Source organism: Streptomyces sp. JLBJ103 (assembly GCF_058215575.1).
Genome location: NZ_CM177089.1, coordinates 8,351,996 through 8,370,761 on the forward strand (window position 1 = coordinate 8,351,996; position 18,766 = coordinate 8,370,761).

The following is an 18,766-nucleotide window of genomic DNA, read 5'->3' on the forward strand; positions in this document are numbered from 1 at the left end:
CGACGCCGTGCCGAATGCCGCATGATCGGAGCTGGTGCGGCCACGGCGAGTTGCATGAACGCCACTTCTCGCGTCCGTGGCCACCGACCGTCCGCACAGTTCCCGGGAGGATCTATGTCGCATCCGTCCACCGCCGATGTCATCCATCGCCTGGTCCCCTCACCGGTCGGGCGGATCCACCTGGTGGAACAGGGCAGTGGGCCGCTGGTGCTGCTGGTGCACGGGTTTCCGGAGTCCTGGTACTCGTGGCGCCACCAGCTGCCCGCCCTTGCCGAGGCGGGCTGTCGAGCGGTGGCGGTCGACGTCCGCGGCTACGGGCGCTCGTCCAGGCCCGGGGCGGTGGACGCCTACCGGATGCTCGAGCTGGTACAGGACCAGGTGGCGGTGGTGGAGGCGCTGGGGGAGGAGAGCGCTGTGATCGTCGGACACGACTGGGGGTCGTCGATCGCCGCGACCTGCGCGCTGGCCCGGCCCGATGTGTTCCGCGCGGTCGGGCTGCTGAGCGTGCCGTACGCACCGCGCGGTGGGCCCAGGCCCAGCGAGGTCTTCGCTCGGATGGGCGGGCCCGAGGGCGGTCCGGAGGAGTTCTACATCTCCTACTTCCAGCGGCCGGGACGTGCCGAGGCGGAGATCGAGCCCGACGTACGCGGCTGGCTCGCGGGCTTCTACGCCGCCTTCTCAGGCGACACGATGCCCGCATCCGGCAGGCCGGACCCGCACTTCACCGGCCCCGGCGGAACACTGCGCGAACGGTTTCCCGACGGTCGTCCGCCGTCCTGGCTCGGTGAACCTGAACTCGACGCCTACGCCGGGGAGTTCGAGCGTACCGGGATGAGTGGGGCGCTGAACCGCTACCGGAACATGGACCGGGACTGGGAGGAGCTGGCCGCGTTCGACGGCGCCCCCATCACCCAGCCGTCGCTGTTCATCGGTGGGAGCCTGGACGCCTCCACCACATGGCTGGCCGATGCGATCAGCGAATTCCCCCGTACCCTGCCCGGCCTGGTGGCCTCGCACATCCTCGACGGCTGCGGCCACTGGATCCAGCAGGAACGCCCCGAGGAGGTCAATCGCTTGCTGACCGAGTGGCTCGGCGCCCTGCCCTCCTGACTGATCAAAAAAGCTTTGCCCGGGGTTCGGCGACGTTGCTAACGTCGCGTCTGCGCGAGAGGCGCGCGATCAGCGGGACAAGGGGGTTGATGAATATGGCCGCGGTAGGTGTCCGTCGGCATGCCCTTGTCCGGCCCGCGCGCTAGCGAAGCGCGGTCCGGTCATTCCCACCATCAGGAGTGACACGTGACGTCCTCATCCTCAGCAACGCACCTCGATCTGACCACCGACCGTCTCGTTCTGCGGCCCTGGACCACGGCCGAGGCCACCGCGGTCCTCGCCGACACCAGGTCGGCGCACTGGGCGGACGACTTCCCCGCCGACGGCGACCGCGTCATCGCGGGCCTCTTCGACGACCACCCGGCCTGGCTCGGCGCATACGGCCACCGCCTGGTGGTGGAACGGGACAGCGGTCTGGTGGTGGGGTCGATCGGCCTGTTCTGGCCGCCCAGCGACGGCACCCTCGAAATCGGGTACGGCATCGTCGAGTCCCGCCGCGGTCGGGGCTATGCCTCCGAAGCCACTCGGGCCCTGACGGAGTTCGCCCTCACCGCCCCGGGTGTCCGGACGGTGTGCGCGAACGTGGAGCCGGCCAACCCGGCCTCCGTCCGGGTGCTGGAGAAGGCGGGTTTCCAGCGCTGGGCCACCGAAGAGGACGTGGTCCGCTTCCGGTTCACGGGACCTGACCAGCGCGGGTGATGAACACCGGTGGGGTCGGCGGTCTCCCGCCGACCCCACCGTGCCCGCCTGTGGAAGCACCTCGTGGCCGGGGAGGTCGGCTCAGCCGGCCGATGCGCGGATCCGGTGCGGGGCGACGTTCGCCACACCTTCGGCAGAAGTTCATCGGTACGGCCAACCAAGCAGCACCCCTGCGGCGTCCTCCTGGTCATGTGCAAGATCCTGGGCGCGATACGCCAGCTGATCCGCTTTACCGTGTTGCAGGCGCGCTGCTGTGCGTTCGCGGTGGCGCTGCTGGGTGGCATCGCCGTCTCCCGTGTGCTGCCGGACCTGCCGATCGCGCGGTACGACCTGGTACTCGTCTATGGGGTGCTGCTCACCCTCGTCGCGCGCCGGGTGGGATGGGAGAGCGGGCGGGACACGCTGCTGATCGCCGTGTGCCATGTCATCGGTCTGCTCTTCGAGCTGGTGAAGGTGCACCTGGGGTCCTGGAGCTACCCGGAGGACGCCGTGACGAAGGTCGCCGGTGTACCGCTGTACGGCGGGTTCATGTACGCGGCCGTCGCCGGCTATGTCTGCCGCGCCTGGGACCTGTTCCAGCTGCGCTTCACCGGATACCTCGCCACCGCGACCACCGTGGTCGCGGCAGCCGTCTACCTCAACTTCTTCACCCACCACTGGCTACCGGACGCTCGATGGCTCCTGGCCGCCGCGATGCTGGCCGTCACCGTCCGGGCCTCGGTCGGCTTCACCGTCGGCGAGCGCCGCTACCGCATGCCCCTCGCGCTTTCCTTCCTGCTGATCGGCTTCTTCCTATGGGTGGCGGAGAACGCGGCCACCTACGTCGGGGCGTGGAGTTACCCCGATCAGATCGGCGGCTGGCAACCGGTGGCACTCAGCAAATGCGGGGCCTGGGCCCTGCTGATCAGCGTCACATTCGTACTGACGGAACGCGTGAAGTCCGCCGAGCGCCGCACGGTGAGCGAGGGACGCCCCTCCCGTACCTCGGCCACCGTGCCGGACGGCGGAAAACAGGACGTGGGCCGCTCTCTCACGACCGGTCCCGGCGGGGGCACGGACCGAGCTGCCCACCGGCTGGCGAAAAGGAGTTGACGGAGTATGTCCTGACACGTTCGTATGGGCGCTGGTCGACAACCGTGGTTTCCCTACTTGATGGAATCGCCTCCACTCAGAAGGTGCTCATGTGTGCTGGGAAGATGCATGCCGGAGAGCCGGACATCGACGCCTCTCTCGTGAACCGGGCGATTGCCGCGCAGTTCCCGCAGTGGGCGGGTCTTCCCGTCGAGCCGGTCGGTTCTGTCGGCACATCCAATGCCATGTTCCGGCTGGGCGAGGACATGGTCGTGCGACTCCCTCGAACCGCGGGGGTGGCCAAGGATGTCGACAAGGAGCACGCGTGGCTGCCACGGCTCGCTCCCTCGCTTCCGGTGGCCGTTCCCGTGCCGCTGGTCAAGGGAGAGCCGACTGAGGGCTACCCCTGGCCCTGGTCGGTCTACGACTGGCTGGACGGCGCGAACCCGGCCCCCGGGCATCTTGCTGAACCCGGCCTGTTGGCGAAGGACCTCGCGGAATTCGTCACCGCGCTGCACGGGGTCGATCCCGCGAGCGGGCCTCCGTCCTACCGCGGTGAGCCCTTGGCGGCGCGGGACGCCTCCACACGCTCCGCGATCGCGGAACTGCGGGGCATCGTCGATGCCGAAGCGGCGACCGCGGCATGGGACGCCGCCATGCAAGCACCCGCGTGGGCCGGCTCGCCGGTGTGGATCCACGCGGATCTGCAACCGGGCAATCTGCTGACGTCCCAGGGGCGGCTCAGCGCCGTTATCGACTTCGAATGCATGGGACTCGGCGACCCCGCCGTCGACCTGATCGTGGCGTGGTACGTACTGCCGGCCTGCGTGCGCGACGCCTTCCGGGACGCTGTGGGGGCCGACGACGCCACCTGGGCACGAGGTCGCGGCTGGGCGCTGTCGATCGCGCTCCCCGAATTGACGTACTACAGGGACACCAACCCCGTCATGGCGGCGATCGCACGACACGTCATCCACGAAGTCCTCGCTGATACCCGGCACGCGCTATAAGACGTCGTTTCTGATGGCGTGATCGCTCGTTGAGCCGTGCATGACGGATCTGGTTGAGCGGTTGGTGCCGGACGAGTTGTGGGTGCTGTTCCGGCGGGTGGTCCCGCCGACGGAGGTCATACGCCCGCAAGGCGGCGGCCGCCGACGGGCCGGTGACCGCGCATGCCTGGCAGCGATCATCTTCGTGGCCACCTCGGGCTGCACGTGGCGGCAGCTGCCGCCGGTGTTCGGGCCGGCCTGGCCCACCGTCTACCGGCGCTTCGCCCAGTGGAGCCGGGACCGGGTATGGGCCAGGCTCCACCGCGTCATCCTCGACGAGCTCGGTGCCCGCGGCGAGTTGGACTGGTCGCGGTGTGCGATCGACTCCGTCAGCGTCAGGGCGGCAAAAGGGGGCCACTGACCGGACCGAATCCGACCGATCGCGGCAAGAGCGGATCGAAAATCCACCTGATCACGGACCGCAACGGGCTACCTCTATCCCTGGGCGTCTCCGGCGCCAACATGCACGACAGCCTCGGACTGGAACCGCTCGTGCGCGGGATCCCGCCCATCCGCTCCCGGCGCGGCCCGCGCCGCCGGCGTCCGGCCAAGCTCCATGCCGACAAGGGCTACGACTACGACCACCTGCGTCGATGGCTCCGTAAGAGAGGCATCCGCCACCGCATCGCCCGCAAGGGCATCGAGTCCTCCACCCGGCTGGGTCGCCACCGTTGGGTCGTCGAAAGGACGGTTTCCTGGCTCGCCGGATGCCGCCGCCTGCACCGTCGCTATGAACGCAAGGCCGAGCACTTCCTCGCCTTCGTCGGCATAGCCGCAACCCTCATCGGCTACCGCCGACTCACCAAGTGAAACGACGTCTAAGGCGGCGCCCTCCGGACACCCATGCTCAGGCCAGTTGCCTGTGCATCAGGGCAGCGAGCCGGACGCCGGCCGGCAGCGGGGACACCGAACGGACTCAGGCGGTCACCTTCGCGAAGAACCCGGCGACATTCGCCACTGTCCGCTCGATCTTCTCCTCCAGGCTGAGCGATTCCTGTGGTCGCGCACCGACACCCGCGTCCTTCTTCCCCCGCACATACAGCGAGCAGGCGAGGTCGCCGCAGATGTAGGTGCCGACCGAGTTGCCCTGCTGCCTGGCCTTCCCCGCCTTCGGCGCGACCATCAGGGACACACCGCCGGTGTGGGAGGTCAGGCATATCGAGCACATGCCGCGCCGCCTGTGCCATGAGGCGGGGGCGGGGGAGCGCAGTGTGACGGCCCTGGGACGGCCGTCCAGCACGGTGACCAGGTAGGCGCGGTCATGGGCCTGAGCATCACGCCAGCCGAGGAAGTCCAGGTCGTCCCAGGGCCGGTCGGCCAGGTCACGTGGGACGGCGAGGCGCTTCGCCTCGCCCTTGGTGCAGTTCACGAACGCGGCACGGATCTCTTGCTCAGTCAGCGGCTCCATAACGTCAGGCTATTTTGCCTAAAGGTGTTAGGCAAGTGCATAATCGGTTCTGCCGAGCGAAGGGAAGGGCATGGCCTACGCAGGACTGACCACCGAACGCCTGACCCGGGCCGGGGCGGAGCTGGCCGACGAGGTCGGCTTCGACCAGGTGACCGTGTCGGAGCTGGCCAGACGGTTCGACGTCAAGGTGGCGAGTCTCTACTCGCATGTGAAGAACTCCCAGGACCTCAAGACCAGGATCGCCCTGCTCGCGCTGGAGGAACTCGCCGACCGGGCCGCCGACGCCCTGGCCGGACGGGCCGCCAAGGACGCCCTCACCGCCTTGGCGAACGTCTACCGCGACTACGCCCGGGAGCATCCCGGCCGCTACGCCGCGGCCCAGCTCAGGCTCGACCCGGAGGTGGCGGTCGCCAGCGCCGGTGTCAGACACGCACAGATGACGCGCGCGATCCTGCGTGGCTACGACCTGACGGAGCCGGACCAGACGCATGCGGTCCGGCTGTTGGGCAGTGTCTTTCACGGCTACGTCAGCCTGGAGATGGGCGGAGGGTTCAGCCACAGTGCCCCGGACACCCAGGAAACCTGGTCACGGATTCTGGACGCTCTCGACGCACTGCTGCGGAACTGGCCCGAGCGCTGACCAACGCGACGCATCGGCCCATCGGCCATCGAGGCGTCGGCCCTCCGCACGTTGGTGCATCGGTGCGTCAGGTCACACTCATCACACCGATCAACAGGCTGGACGATGCACACCACCGATCATGACTGGATCACCACGCCGCTCACCGCGGACCTCCTGCGCGGCGCCCTCGACCTGGAACACACCGAACACGGCGTGCTGCCGCACCGGCTGCCCGCCCGGGCCCGTGCCCAGTGCGACGACGCCCAACTGGCCATGGCGGAGGCCCAGTCCTCCGGCGTACGGCTGGTCTTCCGGACCGGGGCCACCGCCGTCGAACTGGACACGCTGCCCACCAAACGCGTCTACGTGGGCGCCCCGCCCCGTCCGGACGGTGTGTACGACCTGCTCGTCGACGGCCGGCTGACCGCCCGGGCGAGCGTGACCGGCGGCAACACCCTGACCCTCGACATGGCCACCGGAACCGCTACCCACCAGCCCGGCGCGAGCGGCACCCTCCGCTTCACCGGCCTGCCCGACGGCGTCAAGAACGTCGAGATCTGGCTGCCGCACAACGAGACCACCGAACTCCTCGCCCTGCGCAGCGACGCCCCCATCGAGCCCGTACCGGACTCGGGCCGCAAGGTGTGGCTGCACCACGGCAGTTCGATCAGCCACGGCTCCGACGCCGCAAGCCCCACAGCCACCTGGCCCGCACTCGCCGCCTCCCTCGGCGGTGTGGAACTGATCAACCTGGGCCTGAGCGGCAGCGCTCTGCTCGACCAGTTCATCGCCCGCGCCCTGCGCGACACCCCCGCCGACCTGATCAGCGTCAAGGTCGGTATCAACCTGGTCAACGCCGACCTGATGCGCCTGCGTGCCTTCACCCCCGCCGTCCACGGTTTCCTCGACACCATCCGTGATGGCCACCCCACCACACCGTTGCTGGTGGTCTCACCGATCCTGTGCCCCATTCACGAGGACACCCCCGGCCCCAGCGCCCCGGACTTCAGCGCACTCAGCACCGGAGAACTGCGGTTCCGGGCCGCGGGCGATCCGGCGGAGCGCGCGAGCGGAAAACTGACCCTGGGGGTGATCCGGGACGAGTTGGTCCGGGTCGTGCAGCAGCGGGCGGCCGACGACCCGAACCTCCACTACCTCGACGGCCGTGAGCTCTATGGCCAGGCCGACTTCGCCGAACTGCCACTGCCCGACCAGCTCCACCCCGACGCTGCCACCCACCGCCGCATGGGCGAACGCTTCGCCGAACTGGCCTTCACCAGCAGTGGCCCCTTCACCGGCCGCGGCGCCTGTCAGGGCACCGTGTGAGCGAAGCCGTGTGGCGATCATGTCCGTCAGGCGACCGTCCGCATCCTCAGTGCCGCCATGGACCAGGCGATCACCGGGGCCAGCGGCTCCGGTGGCAGCCAGCCGTTGATCAGCGCGAGCAGGTGGAAGTACCGCTCCCGGCGGGGGTCGTTCGCCGCCCGCAGTCGATGGAGCAGCCGCTGCTTCAGTGCGGCGTCGTCGGGGCGGCCATAGGCGAGCGCACACCGTGCGGTGAGGTCCGCGACAACGGGGTCCGCCTGTGGCGACGCAGGGGAGATGCCCGACGCCACCGCCGCCCCCACAAGATCGCGGGCGATGGCCACCACGTCCGGGCGCGGCGGTGTGCGGCAGTCGTCGAGCGAGTCCGCCGCGCGGTCTTCGGCCAGGCGCCGCACACTGCTACGGAAGTCCGGGTCCAGCGACAGTTCCGCCAGCTCCACCCATGCCCTGATCAGCTCCTCCGTAGGGCTGTCCGGTAGCTCGGGGATCATCGAGCGGCGGACCGCCGCATGGCCGCAGACGTTGTCGACACCGTTGAAGACGGTGTCCAGGAAGTCGTCGATCAGACGGCGCCGTTCGGCTTCGGACAGTGTGGCCAGCTGATGCATCAGTTCCATCTCCTCGGGGCCGGGACCGCGCTCGGCCACGGCCATGAGCACCGCCCGCCGCAGGCGCAGCACCCGGATCTGTACGTCCAGCGCGGCCGCGTGCTCCGCGGCCACGTCGCCGAGCGTGAGGTGCCGGTCCACGACCCGCTGGACGGTGTCGAGGCCGAGCCCCAGTTGGCGCAGCGTCCGTACGAGAGCCAGACGGGCGACGGCATCCGGGCCGTAGCGTCGATATCCGGCGGCGGTGCGTTCCGTCGGCACCACGATGCCGCGATCGGAGTAGAACCGGATCGTCTTGACCGTCAGCCCGGTGCGCCGGGCCAGGTCACCGATCGAGTAGAGGGTGCCACTTTCCATGACCCCATCCTCATGTCTCCTCCTACGGGAGACTCAAGCCCCTGGTGCGCACGACCGAGTTCGCCGTGCGCACGTGCGACCTCAGGCGCTGGTCGGCACCCCTGCGTTGAGGAGGATCTCGCGCGCTGGCAGGGCGGTGCTCTGGGCAGCGGTCAGACCGGAAGCCGCCAGGTGGGCGTCCACGATCCGCAGCCCGGCCGCGTACCCCGCGAAGTCCGGCAGCCCCACGGGCGGTTGCCCCATGCGCTGCGCGGTGGCGTCGCCGAGGACGTACGCGGTCAGGTTCTGCATCCCGGCCACGTCGATATCGGCGGTGATCCGGTCACAGGCGCTGTCCAGCTCGGCACCGGTCAGTGCCTTCGACCAGTGGCCCATGGCTTGCTCACCGGCCAACTCACGGACGAACGCCTCGGCCAGTCCCTCCGCGACGACGTGTTCGCCGACCGTGACGGTCTTCGGATTCCAGACCACATTCGCGTAGCGCACATTGTGGTGGAGCTCGTGTGCGGCGGCGTGGCCGATCTTCGCGAGGCTTGTGTCGGTGGGCCACATCGTCAGATGGATCGCGCCGGGGATGCCGCCCGTACCGAAGTAACCGGCGCTGCGTACCGTCAGATGGTCATCGTCGGGATCGCCGAGCACCGTGACGACGTGCACGGTCTCCGCATGCTTGATGCCGGGCACCGCCACGCTGATCCGCTCCCACGCGGTGGCGAGGGAGTCCTCGATCCGGTTCCATACCCCCTCGTCCTGCATCCGGCGCAGCGCGGGCAGGTACCGCGGGTCCTCACGGTCGAGTCGGAAGCCACTGCCCATCTGGTGCATCTGGACCAGATCCATGATTCCCACGGCGGACATCACACTCTGGAGCGGGCCGAGCATGTCCCGGAGGGCGTCGGGCCGCTCGGCCGGTGGTCGCCGCAGGAGTTCGAGGATGGCGGACGCCGTGTCATGAACAACGATTTTCATGACTCGGGACCGTAAGGCCTCACGTCACGTGAGGGGCAAGCCGTGTCGAGCCGCCCGAGGGGTGACGGGTGTACCCCTTGGGCGGCTTCTGGCCGTCGGGCACGCATGTGCTGTCGCTGCTCCCGACGGCCAGAACTGGATATTCCCCGCCAGGATCCTGGCGTGTGCACCACCGGTGCCGGTCCGCTCCGCGTCAGGCCCCGTCGGCGAAGATTGCTGACGGACGCGATCGCACGTCCCGACACCAGCCGCGCGCCCTGAAACGTCACCCGCCCGGCAGGAGTTCAGCAGGTCAGTTCCGTCTGAGCCGCTGCCGTGGAGACGAGGCTGTGGCGGATGTACCACTCCGTGGACAGCAGCCTCGCCCGGTCGGTGGCTGAGAGCCCGGCTATCCGGCCCGGCGCGGCTCCCCGCTCCACTTCGGAGCGGTGGGCCAGTACGGCGCTGACCTTCTGCTCAAGCCAAGGGCCCACATCCACAGTTGTGGTGATCCAGTCGTCCGGGACGCTGTACAGCACCCTGCCTTCCCCGAGCAGGGGACCACTCAGCTCCCGAGCCGCGGTGTCCGGGTGCGTGGCCAGGTAGAGGGCGCTCGGCTGCCACGAGGTACCGGCATCCGGGTAGAGCCGGTCCCACGCGACGGCCTGGACCGCGAGGGTGGCCACCCGGTGGGTGTGGACATGGTCGGGATGGCCGGTCAGCCCGCCATAGGCGTCATGAGTGACGATGATGTCCGGGCGAAACTTCCGGATGTGCGTGACGAGCCGACGCACCGACTCATCAAGCGGCGCATCGCAGAACCGGACACTGCCCGGGGCCGAGTGCGGTACACGGGCATCGGCATAGCCGAGCATCCGCGGCTCGCCGGCGCCGAGAATGCACAGCGCATCCGCCAACTCCTCAGCGCGCTGGGTGCCTTCAGCCCAGGTCGCCGTGACGACCGCGGTTCGACCTCCCAGAGCCGCGTGGCGAGCGAGCACACCTCCCGCCGACAGAGACTCGTCGTCCGGGTGTGCGAAGACCGCGAGGAGGCTCGGAAGGGGCATGATGGGTCACCCTCCAGTGCGGGGGACGCGGTGATGGGCCAGTGCAGGGTACCCCTCGTTGCCGAGCTGGGACGACCTGGCGAAGTGGCCATACACCCCGCGAAGAGTCCGCCGTGGGGGCACGGTGGACGGTGCGTGCCCGGGAGAGGAGCACGCACCGTCAGGGCCTGCGGGTCAGACGAGCACCCAGAGTTGCCACTTACCGCTGGCCCCCCGCTTGCAGTCCCAGTCCTCATACGCGGAGTTTCTCCCGTCGGCCTGACATGCCGACAGGCTGCTGTAGGTGCCGACGTAGAGCCAGTCCATCGCGACACGGGGAGCTGCGACGGCTTCCGAGGCGGCGGGTGCTGCCTGCGCGGTGGCGGCGGCGCCGGCCAGGAGGGCGGCTCCCACCGCAACACCTGCGAGCCAGATGCGTGTACGCATGGCATTGTTCCTTTCACATCGTGGAACGGCCGCCGCCGCTTGGCGGTCGGGCCATGAGTCGATCCATTGCTGCCGGGCAGGAGGCACGCCCACGTGGACGACATGCTCCTGTTCGGGCGCTCACCACGAGAATGCCGAGCGTCAGGGCGCACGGCCTTACCAATCCGCGCAGGGTTGTTGACGATGCGTGCACCCCGTGGGCGGATGCGGCCAGCAGTTCACGAGATACAACTGACGACAGCTCCACCCTCTCTCCCTGACACAAGGAGCCCGATGTCCCCTGTGACCACCACAACCGCTCGCGTCGCCCTCATCGTTCTCTACACCGACCGTCTGGAGGAGGCCCGCGCGTTCTACACGGACCTGGGGCTGTCCTTCGTTCGGGAGCAGCACGGGGACGGCCCGGTCCACTACGCCGCCACCCTTCCGGACCGCACGGTGATGGAGCTCTACCCGGCCACGGCCGAGCGGCCCGCCTCCAGTGTGCGGCTGGGCTTCACTGTGGATGGCGTGACTCTGACCCCGCGGCTGGCTCCCGGACGTCATGTCGTACAAGATCCAGACGGACGGGCCGTGGAACTGTACGCACACTGAAGCTCGTCGCCCGTCCCGCGCGGTGCGGCCTCTTCCACGTCGCGTCAGCCATATACCCGCACCACAACCGGCGCCGAGGGTGTAGCACGAAAAGAGTCCCTCGGCCACGACAGAACGGAGACGACCCCATGACCATCAAACCACCCTCCACCATTGGTCAATTGGGGGAGGACGCCGGGCTTGAGCGTGCTCGCCTGGAGTCCATCCAACGCAACGTGGACGCCTTCACCATCGGCCTGCTCGAGGACCTTGGCATCGAAGCCTCCTGGAACTGCCTGGAACTGGGCGCGGGCGCCGGTTCCATCGCCTACTGGCTTGCCGAGCGTTGCCCGGAGGGCCACGTCGTCGCCGCGGACATCGACACGTGCCGTCTGGATGGCGGTCGAGCCGCCAATCTCCGAGTCCAGGAAGCCGACATCTCCGAAGAGGACTACGCACCGGGCAGCTTCGACCTCATCCACGCTCGATACCTGTTCTGCCACCTGTCTGCGCGAGACGAAGTGATCAGGCGAGCCGCCGGCTGGCTGTCGCCCGGCGGCTGGCTCGTCGTCGAAGAGCCCTATCACCTTCCGGCGGAGACCTCGCCCTTCCCCTTGGTCCAGCGCCTGTTGGCCGCCTATCAGCGCAAATACAGTGACCAGGGGGCCGATATGACGTGGGCGCGTGGCCTTCCCGCCCACCTCGCCCGCTGTGGGCTGAGCGAAGTGTCCTATTCCGGGAATCTCGGCCGCATGGGCGGCCTCGACAAGGACCGCTGGCTTCCTCTCATCACACAGGCAGCCCCGGCGCTCATCGCGGATGGATTCATCACCGAAGCGGACCTGACCGCGTTCTCGGACCTGCTGAAGGATCCAGCCTTCATCGACATCCCACAGATCACCATCGCCGCATGGGGGCGCCGCGCCCTGGAACACGCGGCGGAACGCTCCTCAGCAGACTGATACCCGTAGAACGCAGGGACCGTTGCGGTCGATGCCTGAAACTGCCGCTACCCTCCACCGAATGTCCTGGCATCATTCACGGAATCGTCGTAAAACTCGAACGTCCGGCTGGGGTGCGGCATTCCTTGATCCCTATTACTCGCCAGGGGGGCGGCGTAGTTCGCGCGCGCTTGCATGTGCGCGTGGTGATGGTTGATTCGGGGATTCTTCGGTAACAGGGGCTCGTGCGCGTGTATCCGCAGGATTCGTACCCAGTGGCTCCATGTCCAGTAGTGTCCAGCAGGGGAGGAAACCTGGCATATCATGCGCCATGGGGCGGACGGGGTGGTAGTTGGCCGACATCATGTGCCGTAGGCGGCCACGGCCTGGCCGCGCGCTGACCGAAGCCCCTCCCATGCCACAGGCCGCACCGATGACCGCAGATCTTGCTGTCTTGCGGGATCCCGCCATCGCATCTCTGACCGGAGAGTGGATGATCGACCCCGCGCACAGTCGGATCGGGTTCTCCGTCCGGCACGCCATGGTGACCACGGTGCGCCAATCCTTCGTGGAGTTCGAAAGCCGCCTCTACTTCGACGGCAGCAACCCGGCTCGCTCCCAGGCCGAGGTGGTGATGTCCACCGGCAGTGTCCAGACCGGTGTGGAGCAGCGCGACGCGCACTTGATGAGCCGTGACGTCCTGGACGCCGCGACCTACCCGCGCATGACGTTCAGGAGCACTGCGGTAGAGCTCGTGGGCAAGGACGTCTACCGGATGACCGGCGACCTCACTATCAGAGACACCACCCGCCCCGTGGTCCTGGATCTCACGTACATCGGACGCGTCACCGACCCGTTCGGCTATGAGCGGGTGGGCTTCGATGGCACCACCACCATCAACCGCTCCGAGTGGGGACTGACCTACAGCGCCCGACTGGCCGAGGGCGGCGCCATGGTGAGTGAGAAGGTCCGCCTCCAGTTCGATATCGCAGCCATCCGCACGGCCCCCGTCGACTGAGGACGTTTCATCCACCGCTCCGTCCACGATCCCGGACCATTTGGCAGGCCGTCAGCTGCGTGAAACATGGTGATCAGGCCGAGCACGCCGACGACGTAGCAGTCCCTCATCGGGTTCACCCCGACCCATCCCGTTGACGTCATCGCGTTTTGCAACAGCACAGTTGACGCCGTGTCGCAGCCCTGTTGACCGCGTCTGTCATGGAGGTGATCGGCGGCGTCGCCAACGCCGAACTCCCGGAGGAGCAGCTGCCAATCGTCGCAAACCTTGCGGGAATCACCGCAGCGGATTTCCTTCGCGTCTCCAAGTCCCCGTTCCGCGAAGGTAGATGGCCCTGATTGCGTCCGTACACCCAGTGCCTCGGGGGTCGGCGCGGCTGCTACAAATGCGCACATGGCACGTCGACGAGAGATCAGCCTCGCTCAGCTCATCGAGCACGTTGCTCGTAAGGTCAACGAAGCCGCACCGAGAGGGTGGCAGCGTGGGCGAGTCAGGGTGTCAGGGAGCAGAATCTGCTCTTGCCGGCACGCTGCCTGGTATGACGTGCCCCATGGCCGCACCGCCGAGATGGACGTGGACATCATCGGTGACCCGTACTGGACGTTCTACTTCGACAAGGTGGCGCCGGGCCCGCTCGATCTCGAACTCGTCGTCGAGTCATCCGGCCGCTTCGAGGCATTCACCAGCCCGGCAGCCGCACGTCCTTGGCCCAGCCCTGACACCCTGCTGCTGGTGCTCGAGCCCGAGAACCTCCCACTCGAACCGGGCGACCTGGAGGAGGGGCCCGTGGACCCGACGTTCGCGGGAGACCCGGAGGAGGCGGCACGGCTCTTCCATGAGTACCTCGGCCGTCGCACCGGGATTCTCGGCCGGGAAGACGACCTTCACCCGCCACTCGACGCAGCGGTCCGGGCGCGCCTCTCACAGGAGTACGGTGTCACCCTGCCGCCCGATCTGATGGCTCTGTACAGCGTGGCCGATGGCGAGAGCGGTGAGGGCATGCTCTGGGAGAACCAGACCTGGTTCGCGCTGGAGCACACCCTGGACCGGTCCGGTTTCTGGTCTCCCAAGCTGACGTGGACCGACGACCCCCTGTGGTCGGCCGTCGCCGACTCCGATCCGCCAGGGGCGGTGAAGCGGTCCGCACATCGCGACGGGTGGCTCCGGTTCGCCACGAACAGCGGCGGTGACTTCCTTGCCGTCGACCTGGACCCCGGCCCGTCCGGGCGTCCCGGTCAGGTCGTCCGTATCGGCAAGGACTACGGGGCCGTATACGTTGCCGACTCCGTCACCACGTTGCTGCGACGCCACATTGAGGCGCTGGAGCGCGGGGACTTCACCCTTCGCACCGACGATCCCGCTCTCGAAGAGCTCGACGATCTCGATCCGGAGGACATCGACCTCCAGGTACTGAACCAGTACCTGGACGAAGAGGACCTCGACCGCGAGGACGTCGACCTCCGTCTGCACATCGAAACCAGGCTGCCAGGACACCATCCCGCGGGCGGTGGCGACATCCGCCGCCGTGTGACGCTGACCGGCCGCGATGCCCTCGGCTTCGAGGCCCTGCAGGAGGCCGGGGTCGAGGCGCTCCGCCTCGTCCTTGAGCCCGCCGACCCGGAGGTGGCGGATCTGGCACCGCTGGCCGGTCATCCGACCCTGCGTACGCTCACACTCTGCTCGCAGCAACCGGTCGGTATCCAGGTGCTGCGCACCCTCCCCCGGCTGAGTGGGCTTGACCTCTCTGGTGCGGAGGTTCGCGGTATCGAGGCGATCGCGGAGCTGGACGGGCTGCTCCACCTCTGTCTCCGGTACGAGCAGTGGCAGGAGTTGTGGGAACACCGCGTCAAGGTGCCCCCGCTCGCCGCCGTCGCTCTCGGGGGCGATCCGTCACCGCGCGAGGCGCACACCTGGACCCTCCGGTTCGGGGCCGAGGCCGAGCACCACGAAGGTGATCTGCCTCGCTGTCCCGACCTCGGGTAGGCGGTGGCACGCTGCGCACCGTTCCAGCTCGCCGTGGTGTGCGATCGCGGGTGCCGTGGACACATGACGGTGCCGGCCTCCGGCAGGGACTTCCGGAGGCCGGCACCCACCGCCGACAGGCTCAGTGGCAGTGGTCCAGCGGGTCACATGTAGGTGAACCCGCCCGGGACGGTCGCCGTGCCGCCGGTGGTGGTGACCACGACCGGCTGGAGACCCACGGTGCCGGCCGGGGTGATGCCGACCAGCAGGGTCCCCGTGGCATTGACGCTGACCCCGGTGGCCGCGGCGCCGCCGATGGTCACAGACCCACCGGCCAGGCCGGTGCCGACGATCACGAACGGAGTGCCGCCGGCTGCCGGACCTGTGGCGGGTGTGATGCTGACCGCGGTCGGGGGCACCCCGGTGTAGGTGAAGCCGCCGGGAACGTTGGTGATACCGGCCGGGGTCACCACGGAGACGGTGACGTTGCCGGCAGCGCGGCCCGCCGGAGTGACGCCGGTCAGCGAGGTGCCGTCCGCGTTGACGGTCACGCCGGTGGCGGGCAGCCCGTTGAAGAGGACCACCGCGTTGGCCAGGTTGGTGCCGGTGAGGGTGAACGGAGTGCCACCGGTGACCGGGCCTGTGGTCGGGTTGATCGACGCGGCGGTGGGCGGGAGTGTCAGCGCCCCGTAGGTGTAGTTCACCGCGTTGCTGACGCCGCTGAGGGTGGTGACGGTCACGGGTACGGTGCCCGCGGCATGGGCCGGCGCGGTGACGGCGATCGCCAGGCCGAAGGGGTCCCGAGCCAGAATGGTCGCCGGCGTGCCGCCGAAGGAAACACCAGTGGCGTTGTTCAGGCCCAGGCCGACGACCAGTACGACGTTGCCACCGGCCGTGGGGCCGGAGGTGGGCACGACCGCGAGCAACAGTGGCGCCGACGGCGTGGAGCCCCCGCCCGGCCAGCCCGGACCCGGACCGGGCCAGTCGTTGGGACCACCCTGGGTGGGACGGCCGCCATCGTTCGCAAGCATCTGCACGGACATGGATGTCCTCCTGTCGAACTGTCCGGAGTGACGGCGAGCGCAAGCCGTTCGCACAGCCGAGTACACGGGTGCGTCGGCTGCCGGTGCACGCCGGCACCTGGAGCAGGGGTGGGTGGGGTCCGGAGTCCGTTGTCGGTGTGGCGGGACGCGCGTTCTCGTTCCGCCCCCGAGAAGAGAGATAGGTGCACCCTCGCCGACACCGGAGTCGGGCCCGAAGTGGGCCTGTGGCCCCTTGCAGAGGGAGCTCGCCGCGGGGCAGGGACCATCACCGCTGTACGCCGCCAGGCGGCACAACGGGCGGGTCGACTGCCGAACTCCCGGGAAGGGATGGGCGACCCACCGGTTGGATGCGTTCAGTAACCCATAGGGGCGACGGGACGGCAAGAAGGTTGACGAATGGTCACCCGGTCGGCGTAGCGCACACGGATACCCTGCGGGCATTTCCTCTGCACCCCGGGCGAACGGGAGAGCGACGGCGCGCTGCGCATCCTGCCGGCCTTCGACTGCGGTCCGCTTGCGGTGGGCCCGGAAGCTTCTCGATCGTCGAGAGAGGGAAGCATCTTGGGGTTGACGCTGAGCATGGGGCAGCGGACGCAGGCTTCTCTGAACTAAAGGGTCCTCTGGATGTCCTGGTCACGAGCACGCGTTGATGGCTGTGCAGAGGACTCCGGTATCGGCAGACGACGGCCGTGATACGTCATCACCAGATGCTGGGCGCCCAACGTGATACCGAGCCCGAGCCATAGGGCGTTGCCGTTGAACGGCTCACCGAACGCCACTTCCGCGATCGCGCCGAGCCCTAGTTTGACGGCGACGGTGGCGAGCCACAGCAGCAGCGTCATCCGACCGCCCTTGCGGTACAGCCGCCCGCCTGCGTCCCGCCACATCGGCATGGTGCGACCGCGTAGGACCCCGGCAACCACCGACACCACCAGCCCGGTGGCCAGGAACGCGACCCCGGCCGAGGTCGTACGGCTCGGACCTGGTGGGACACAGCCGCGCACGATCAGGAGGGCGACCCATAGATACGCCAGTGACCGGACCGGTCGCACGGAGAACTGGCTCACCACAATCATGGCGGTGATGCCGACGATGAGCAGCAGATTAGGCGTCATTGGGGTGTAGTCCCTCCGGCCAGGTAGGTTGCGAGGGCGGAAGACAGTGCGGCACGGAACGCGATGTCGTGCGCCGGGTCGGCCGGATCGTGTTCGAGCCCGGCCAGCCAGGAACGCTTGCCGAGTGCGAATCCGTATGTGGCTGACAGCGCCAGTAGAACCACAGCCTCGATCCGATCCCGGTCCGGCCGGTCCGTGTCGGGAAGGACGAGCCGAATGCCGGCCTCGATCGCGTCGACCAATTCGGACAGCCCTTGCGATGACGTGCCAACGTCATCGGCGTGGAGGCTGGACCAGGCAAACAGACGCACGTAGCGCTCGTCGGCGAGGGTCTCGAACAGTACCCGGGTCATGCCGTCCGCGTAGGGCACGCCGTGATCCGCACGCATCCGTTCGCGGGTCCGTTCTCGCTGCCGCTCATTCTCGCGTTGCAGTACGGCCCGGACGAGCGCTCTGTAGGTACCGAAGTAGTGGGTCACGAGGCCGCGGGAGATGCCGACGGCCTCCGCCACTCGGCGCAGGCTCACGCCGTCCGGCCCGTACTGGGCGATCAGTTCGGCGGCGGCGTCGAGGATCTCCTCCCGCGCCTGTTCTGGTGCGCGCCTGCGCCGTCGCCCCGTCATGTATCCCCCTATTGGCAGCACTGACAATAGCTTATTGGCAAGGGTGACAACAGATGGCGGCAGGGTCACCGCAGTTCAAGACGGCGTACGGGGTCTCCTCCGATGCGTGCGTACCGGAAGCAGCGGGCGCGGCCATGAGCGGCCCAGGTGGCACCTGTGGAGCGTTGCGCGCAGGGTCAAAGAACCACGCGCGCGGGGTCAATGACTCAGGCGGTGCGGGTGGCGCACGCTCGACGTGTCCGCACTGTCATGCCGACGCACGGCACGGCACCGCACCGGAGCCGTCCGGCGCCCACAAGGGGGAATCGATCATGCCCGTACGCAAGCATCTCGCCGCCGCGGCGGCGGCCGTGGCTCTGGTCAGCGTGGCGATGGCCGCCGGTCCGGCAGACGCGGGCAGTCGCTCCACCGGGTCGGCGTCCGGAGCGGCGGCCCAAGCCGGGACGAGCAGGGTGCCGTCCACCACGGTCTGGATTCACGGCAAGGCCGCCCACGTCTGGAAGACGTGGCACCATTACAGCGGCGGGGGTTACAAGGGGCACTTCGGGGCAACGTCCGTCGACCGGGACGTGCAGGTCATGGCTGAGATCTACTGGAATTCCGGCCGCTATCAGATCGTCCCCGTCAAGCCGCGCTCCACACATACGTACAACGGGGCGCAAGCCGTCTACCTCCGGGCCTGCGACTGGCACGGTCAGAACATGTACTGCGGCGATCGTTGGTAGCAGCGGGTGTCCGAGTGCTGCGGATGGTAGACGGACAGCTAACGGAAGTGTGGACGCTGTGCTATCGCCAATGTC

At 68.4% G+C, this 18,766-nt stretch carries 21 protein-coding genes; 12 read left to right on the plus strand and 9 right to left on the minus strand.

From position 1 onward, the window contains the following. Positions 1–114 precede the first annotated feature (114 nt). The 5 genes from AC4BEG_RS35430 (at position 115) to AC4BEG_RS35450 (ending at position 4,739) form a co-directional block, all read left to right on the plus strand. Positions 115–1,110: an alpha/beta fold hydrolase gene (locus tag AC4BEG_RS35430; RefSeq protein WP_490703775.1), complete on the plus strand. Its 996-nt coding sequence runs from the start codon at positions 115–117 to the stop codon at positions 1,108–1,110. A 186-nt stretch (positions 1,111–1,296) separates the two neighbouring features. Then, on the plus strand, positions 1,297–1,809 hold the full coding sequence (locus AC4BEG_RS35435; protein ID WP_490703776.1) for a GNAT family N-acetyltransferase: 513 nt from the start codon (positions 1,297–1,299) through the stop codon (positions 1,807–1,809). A 189-nt stretch (positions 1,810–1,998) separates the two neighbouring features. Then, positions 1,999–2,901 carry a DUF817 domain-containing protein gene (locus AC4BEG_RS35440; protein ID WP_490703777.1) on the plus strand — a complete coding sequence of 301 codons (903 nt, stop codon included), beginning with the start codon at positions 1,999–2,001 and terminating at the stop codon, positions 2,899–2,901. Between the two features lie 89 nt (positions 2,902–2,990). Then, positions 2,991–3,890: an aminoglycoside phosphotransferase family protein gene (locus AC4BEG_RS35445; protein ID WP_490707310.1), complete on the plus strand. Its 900-nt coding sequence runs from the start codon at positions 2,991–2,993 to the stop codon at positions 3,888–3,890. A 40-nt stretch (positions 3,891–3,930) separates the two neighbouring features. Beyond that, positions 3,931–4,739 (plus strand): IS5 family transposase gene (locus AC4BEG_RS35450; protein WP_490703778.1). Its coding sequence is split into 2 segments (ribosomal slippage): positions 3,931–4,273 and positions 4,273–4,739, totalling 810 coding nucleotides; the frame shifts between segments, so codons are not numbered across the junction. 106 nt (positions 4,740–4,845) lie between these two features. Here the strand turns inward: AC4BEG_RS35450 and AC4BEG_RS35455 are convergent. Further along, positions 4,846–5,337, minus strand: a complete 492-nt coding sequence (locus AC4BEG_RS35455; RefSeq protein ID WP_490703779.1) for an FBP domain-containing protein — start codon at positions 5,335–5,337, stop codon at positions 4,846–4,848. Between the two features lie 70 nt (positions 5,338–5,407). On the opposite strand from AC4BEG_RS35455, the gene AC4BEG_RS35460 reads away from it, so the two are divergent. Both AC4BEG_RS35460 and AC4BEG_RS35465 read left to right on the plus strand, forming a co-directional pair. Further along, the gene (locus AC4BEG_RS35460; protein ID WP_490703780.1) at positions 5,408–5,977 is read left to right on the plus strand and encodes a TetR/AcrR family transcriptional regulator; all 570 of its coding nucleotides are present in this window, start codon (positions 5,408–5,410) and stop codon (positions 5,975–5,977) included. A 105-nt stretch (positions 5,978–6,082) separates the two neighbouring features. Beyond that, positions 6,083–7,285 carry an SGNH/GDSL hydrolase family protein gene (locus AC4BEG_RS35465; protein ID WP_490703781.1) on the plus strand — a complete coding sequence of 401 codons (1,203 nt, stop codon included), beginning with the start codon at positions 6,083–6,085 and terminating at the stop codon, positions 7,283–7,285. A gap of 26 nt (positions 7,286–7,311) precedes the next feature. On the opposite strand, the gene AC4BEG_RS35470 is transcribed toward AC4BEG_RS35465, so the two are convergent. From AC4BEG_RS35470 to AC4BEG_RS35490, 5 genes are all read right to left on the minus strand, one after another. After that, positions 7,312–8,250 (minus strand): MerR family transcriptional regulator, encoded by a 939-nt coding sequence (locus AC4BEG_RS35470; RefSeq protein WP_490703782.1) that lies wholly within the window; start codon positions 8,248–8,250, stop codon positions 7,312–7,314. 81 nt (positions 8,251–8,331) lie between these two features. Next, positions 8,332–9,219: a DUF2268 domain-containing putative Zn-dependent protease gene (locus AC4BEG_RS35475; protein ID WP_490703783.1), complete on the minus strand. Its 888-nt coding sequence runs from the start codon at positions 9,217–9,219 to the stop codon at positions 8,332–8,334. A gap of 19 nt (positions 9,220–9,238) precedes the next feature. Beyond that, positions 9,239–9,352, minus strand: a complete 114-nt coding sequence (locus AC4BEG_RS35480) for a hypothetical protein (protein WP_490707311.1) — start codon at positions 9,350–9,352, stop codon at positions 9,239–9,241. Positions 9,353–9,503: 151 nt separating this feature from the next. Next, entirely contained in the window at positions 9,504–10,265 is a 762-nt protein-coding gene (locus AC4BEG_RS35485; RefSeq protein WP_490703784.1) for a PIG-L deacetylase family protein, read from the minus strand. Positions 10,266–10,439: 174 nt separating this feature from the next. After that, positions 10,440–10,691: a hypothetical protein gene (locus AC4BEG_RS35490; protein WP_490703785.1), complete on the minus strand. Its 252-nt coding sequence runs from the start codon at positions 10,689–10,691 to the stop codon at positions 10,440–10,442. Between the two features lie 273 nt (positions 10,692–10,964). Here AC4BEG_RS35490 and AC4BEG_RS35495 point away from each other — a divergent pair, with 273 nt between their 5' ends. The 4 genes from AC4BEG_RS35495 to AC4BEG_RS35510 all read left to right on the plus strand — a co-directional run bounded on the left by AC4BEG_RS35495 (position 10,965) and on the right by AC4BEG_RS35510 (position 15,206). Beyond that, positions 10,965–11,285 carry a VOC family protein gene (locus tag AC4BEG_RS35495; RefSeq protein WP_490703786.1) on the plus strand — a complete coding sequence of 107 codons (321 nt, stop codon included), beginning with the start codon at positions 10,965–10,967 and terminating at the stop codon, positions 11,283–11,285. A 128-nt stretch (positions 11,286–11,413) separates the two neighbouring features. Beyond that, the gene (locus tag AC4BEG_RS35500; protein WP_490703787.1) at positions 11,414–12,226 is read left to right on the plus strand and encodes a class I SAM-dependent methyltransferase; all 813 of its coding nucleotides are present in this window, start codon (positions 11,414–11,416) and stop codon (positions 12,224–12,226) included. Between the two features lie 394 nt (positions 12,227–12,620). Continuing rightward, complete coding sequence (locus AC4BEG_RS35505) at positions 12,621–13,223, plus strand: YceI family protein (RefSeq protein WP_490703788.1); 603 nt, start codon at positions 12,621–12,623, stop codon at positions 13,221–13,223. 543 nt (positions 13,224–13,766) lie between these two features. After that, positions 13,767–15,206, plus strand: a complete 1,440-nt coding sequence (locus AC4BEG_RS35510) for an SMI1/KNR4 family protein (protein ID WP_490703789.1) — start codon at positions 13,767–13,769, stop codon at positions 15,204–15,206. A 143-nt stretch (positions 15,207–15,349) separates the two neighbouring features. On the opposite strand, the gene AC4BEG_RS35515 is transcribed toward AC4BEG_RS35510, so the two are convergent. From AC4BEG_RS35515 to AC4BEG_RS35525, 3 genes are all read right to left on the minus strand, one after another. After that, positions 15,350–16,228, minus strand: a complete 879-nt coding sequence (locus AC4BEG_RS35515) for an IPT/TIG domain-containing protein (RefSeq protein WP_490703790.1) — start codon at positions 16,226–16,228, stop codon at positions 15,350–15,352. Between the two features lie 608 nt (positions 16,229–16,836). Continuing rightward, positions 16,837–17,343: a hypothetical protein gene (locus AC4BEG_RS35520; RefSeq protein WP_490703791.1), complete on the minus strand. Its 507-nt coding sequence runs from the start codon at positions 17,341–17,343 to the stop codon at positions 16,837–16,839. Continuing rightward, positions 17,340–17,966, minus strand: a complete 627-nt coding sequence (locus AC4BEG_RS35525; RefSeq protein WP_490703792.1) for a TetR/AcrR family transcriptional regulator — start codon at positions 17,964–17,966, stop codon at positions 17,340–17,342. Before AC4BEG_RS35525 ends, AC4BEG_RS35520 begins: the two co-directional genes overlap by 4 nt. Positions 17,967–18,277: 311 nt before the next feature. Between AC4BEG_RS35525 and AC4BEG_RS35530 the strand changes: the two genes are divergently transcribed. Continuing rightward, entirely contained in the window at positions 18,278–18,691 is a 414-nt protein-coding gene (locus AC4BEG_RS35530) for a hypothetical protein (protein WP_490703793.1), read from the plus strand. Positions 18,692–18,766 lie beyond the last annotated feature (75 nt).

What these genes read in the sequence shown, in the direction of transcription:
- AC4BEG_RS35430 (WP_490703775.1), top strand. Translation starts at nt 115, where the DNA reads ATGTCGCATCCGTCCACCGCCGATGTCATCCATCGCCTGGTCCCCTCA.
- AC4BEG_RS35440 (WP_490703777.1), top strand. Translation starts at nt 1,999, where the DNA reads ATGTGCAAGATCCTGGGCGCGATACGCCAGCTGATCCGCTTTACCGTG.
- AC4BEG_RS35445 (WP_490707310.1), top strand. Translation starts at nt 2,991, where the DNA reads ATGTGTGCTGGGAAGATGCATGCCGGAGAGCCGGACATCGACGCCTCT.
- AC4BEG_RS35455 (WP_490703779.1), bottom strand. Translation starts at nt 5,337, where the DNA reads ATGGAGCCGCTGACTGAGCAAGAGATCCGTGCCGCGTTCGTGAACTGC.
- AC4BEG_RS35460 (WP_490703780.1), top strand. Translation starts at nt 5,408, where the DNA reads ATGGCCTACGCAGGACTGACCACCGAACGCCTGACCCGGGCCGGGGCG.
- AC4BEG_RS35465 (WP_490703781.1), top strand. Translation starts at nt 6,083, where the DNA reads ATGCACACCACCGATCATGACTGGATCACCACGCCGCTCACCGCGGAC.
- AC4BEG_RS35470 (WP_490703782.1), bottom strand. Translation starts at nt 8,250, where the DNA reads ATGGAAAGTGGCACCCTCTACTCGATCGGTGACCTGGCCCGGCGCACC.
- AC4BEG_RS35475 (WP_490703783.1), bottom strand. Translation starts at nt 9,219, where the DNA reads ATGAAAATCGTTGTTCATGACACGGCGTCCGCCATCCTCGAACTCCTG.
- AC4BEG_RS35485 (WP_490703784.1), bottom strand. Translation starts at nt 10,265, where the DNA reads ATGCCCCTTCCGAGCCTCCTCGCGGTCTTCGCACACCCGGACGACGAG.
- AC4BEG_RS35490 (WP_490703785.1), bottom strand. Translation starts at nt 10,691, where the DNA reads ATGCGTACACGCATCTGGCTCGCAGGTGTTGCGGTGGGAGCCGCCCTC.
- AC4BEG_RS35495 (WP_490703786.1), top strand. Translation starts at nt 10,965, where the DNA reads ATGTCCCCTGTGACCACCACAACCGCTCGCGTCGCCCTCATCGTTCTC.
- AC4BEG_RS35500 (WP_490703787.1), top strand. Translation starts at nt 11,414, where the DNA reads ATGACCATCAAACCACCCTCCACCATTGGTCAATTGGGGGAGGACGCC.
- AC4BEG_RS35505 (WP_490703788.1), top strand. Translation starts at nt 12,621, where the DNA reads ATGCCACAGGCCGCACCGATGACCGCAGATCTTGCTGTCTTGCGGGAT.
- AC4BEG_RS35515 (WP_490703790.1), bottom strand. Translation starts at nt 16,228, where the DNA reads ATGTCCGTGCAGATGCTTGCGAACGATGGCGGCCGTCCCACCCAGGGT.
- AC4BEG_RS35520 (WP_490703791.1), bottom strand. Translation starts at nt 17,343, where the DNA reads ATGACGCCTAATCTGCTGCTCATCGTCGGCATCACCGCCATGATTGTG.
- AC4BEG_RS35525 (WP_490703792.1), bottom strand. Translation starts at nt 17,966, where the DNA reads ATGACGGGGCGACGGCGCAGGCGCGCACCAGAACAGGCGCGGGAGGAG.
- AC4BEG_RS35530 (WP_490703793.1), top strand. Translation starts at nt 18,278, where the DNA reads ATGCCCGTACGCAAGCATCTCGCCGCCGCGGCGGCGGCCGTGGCTCTG.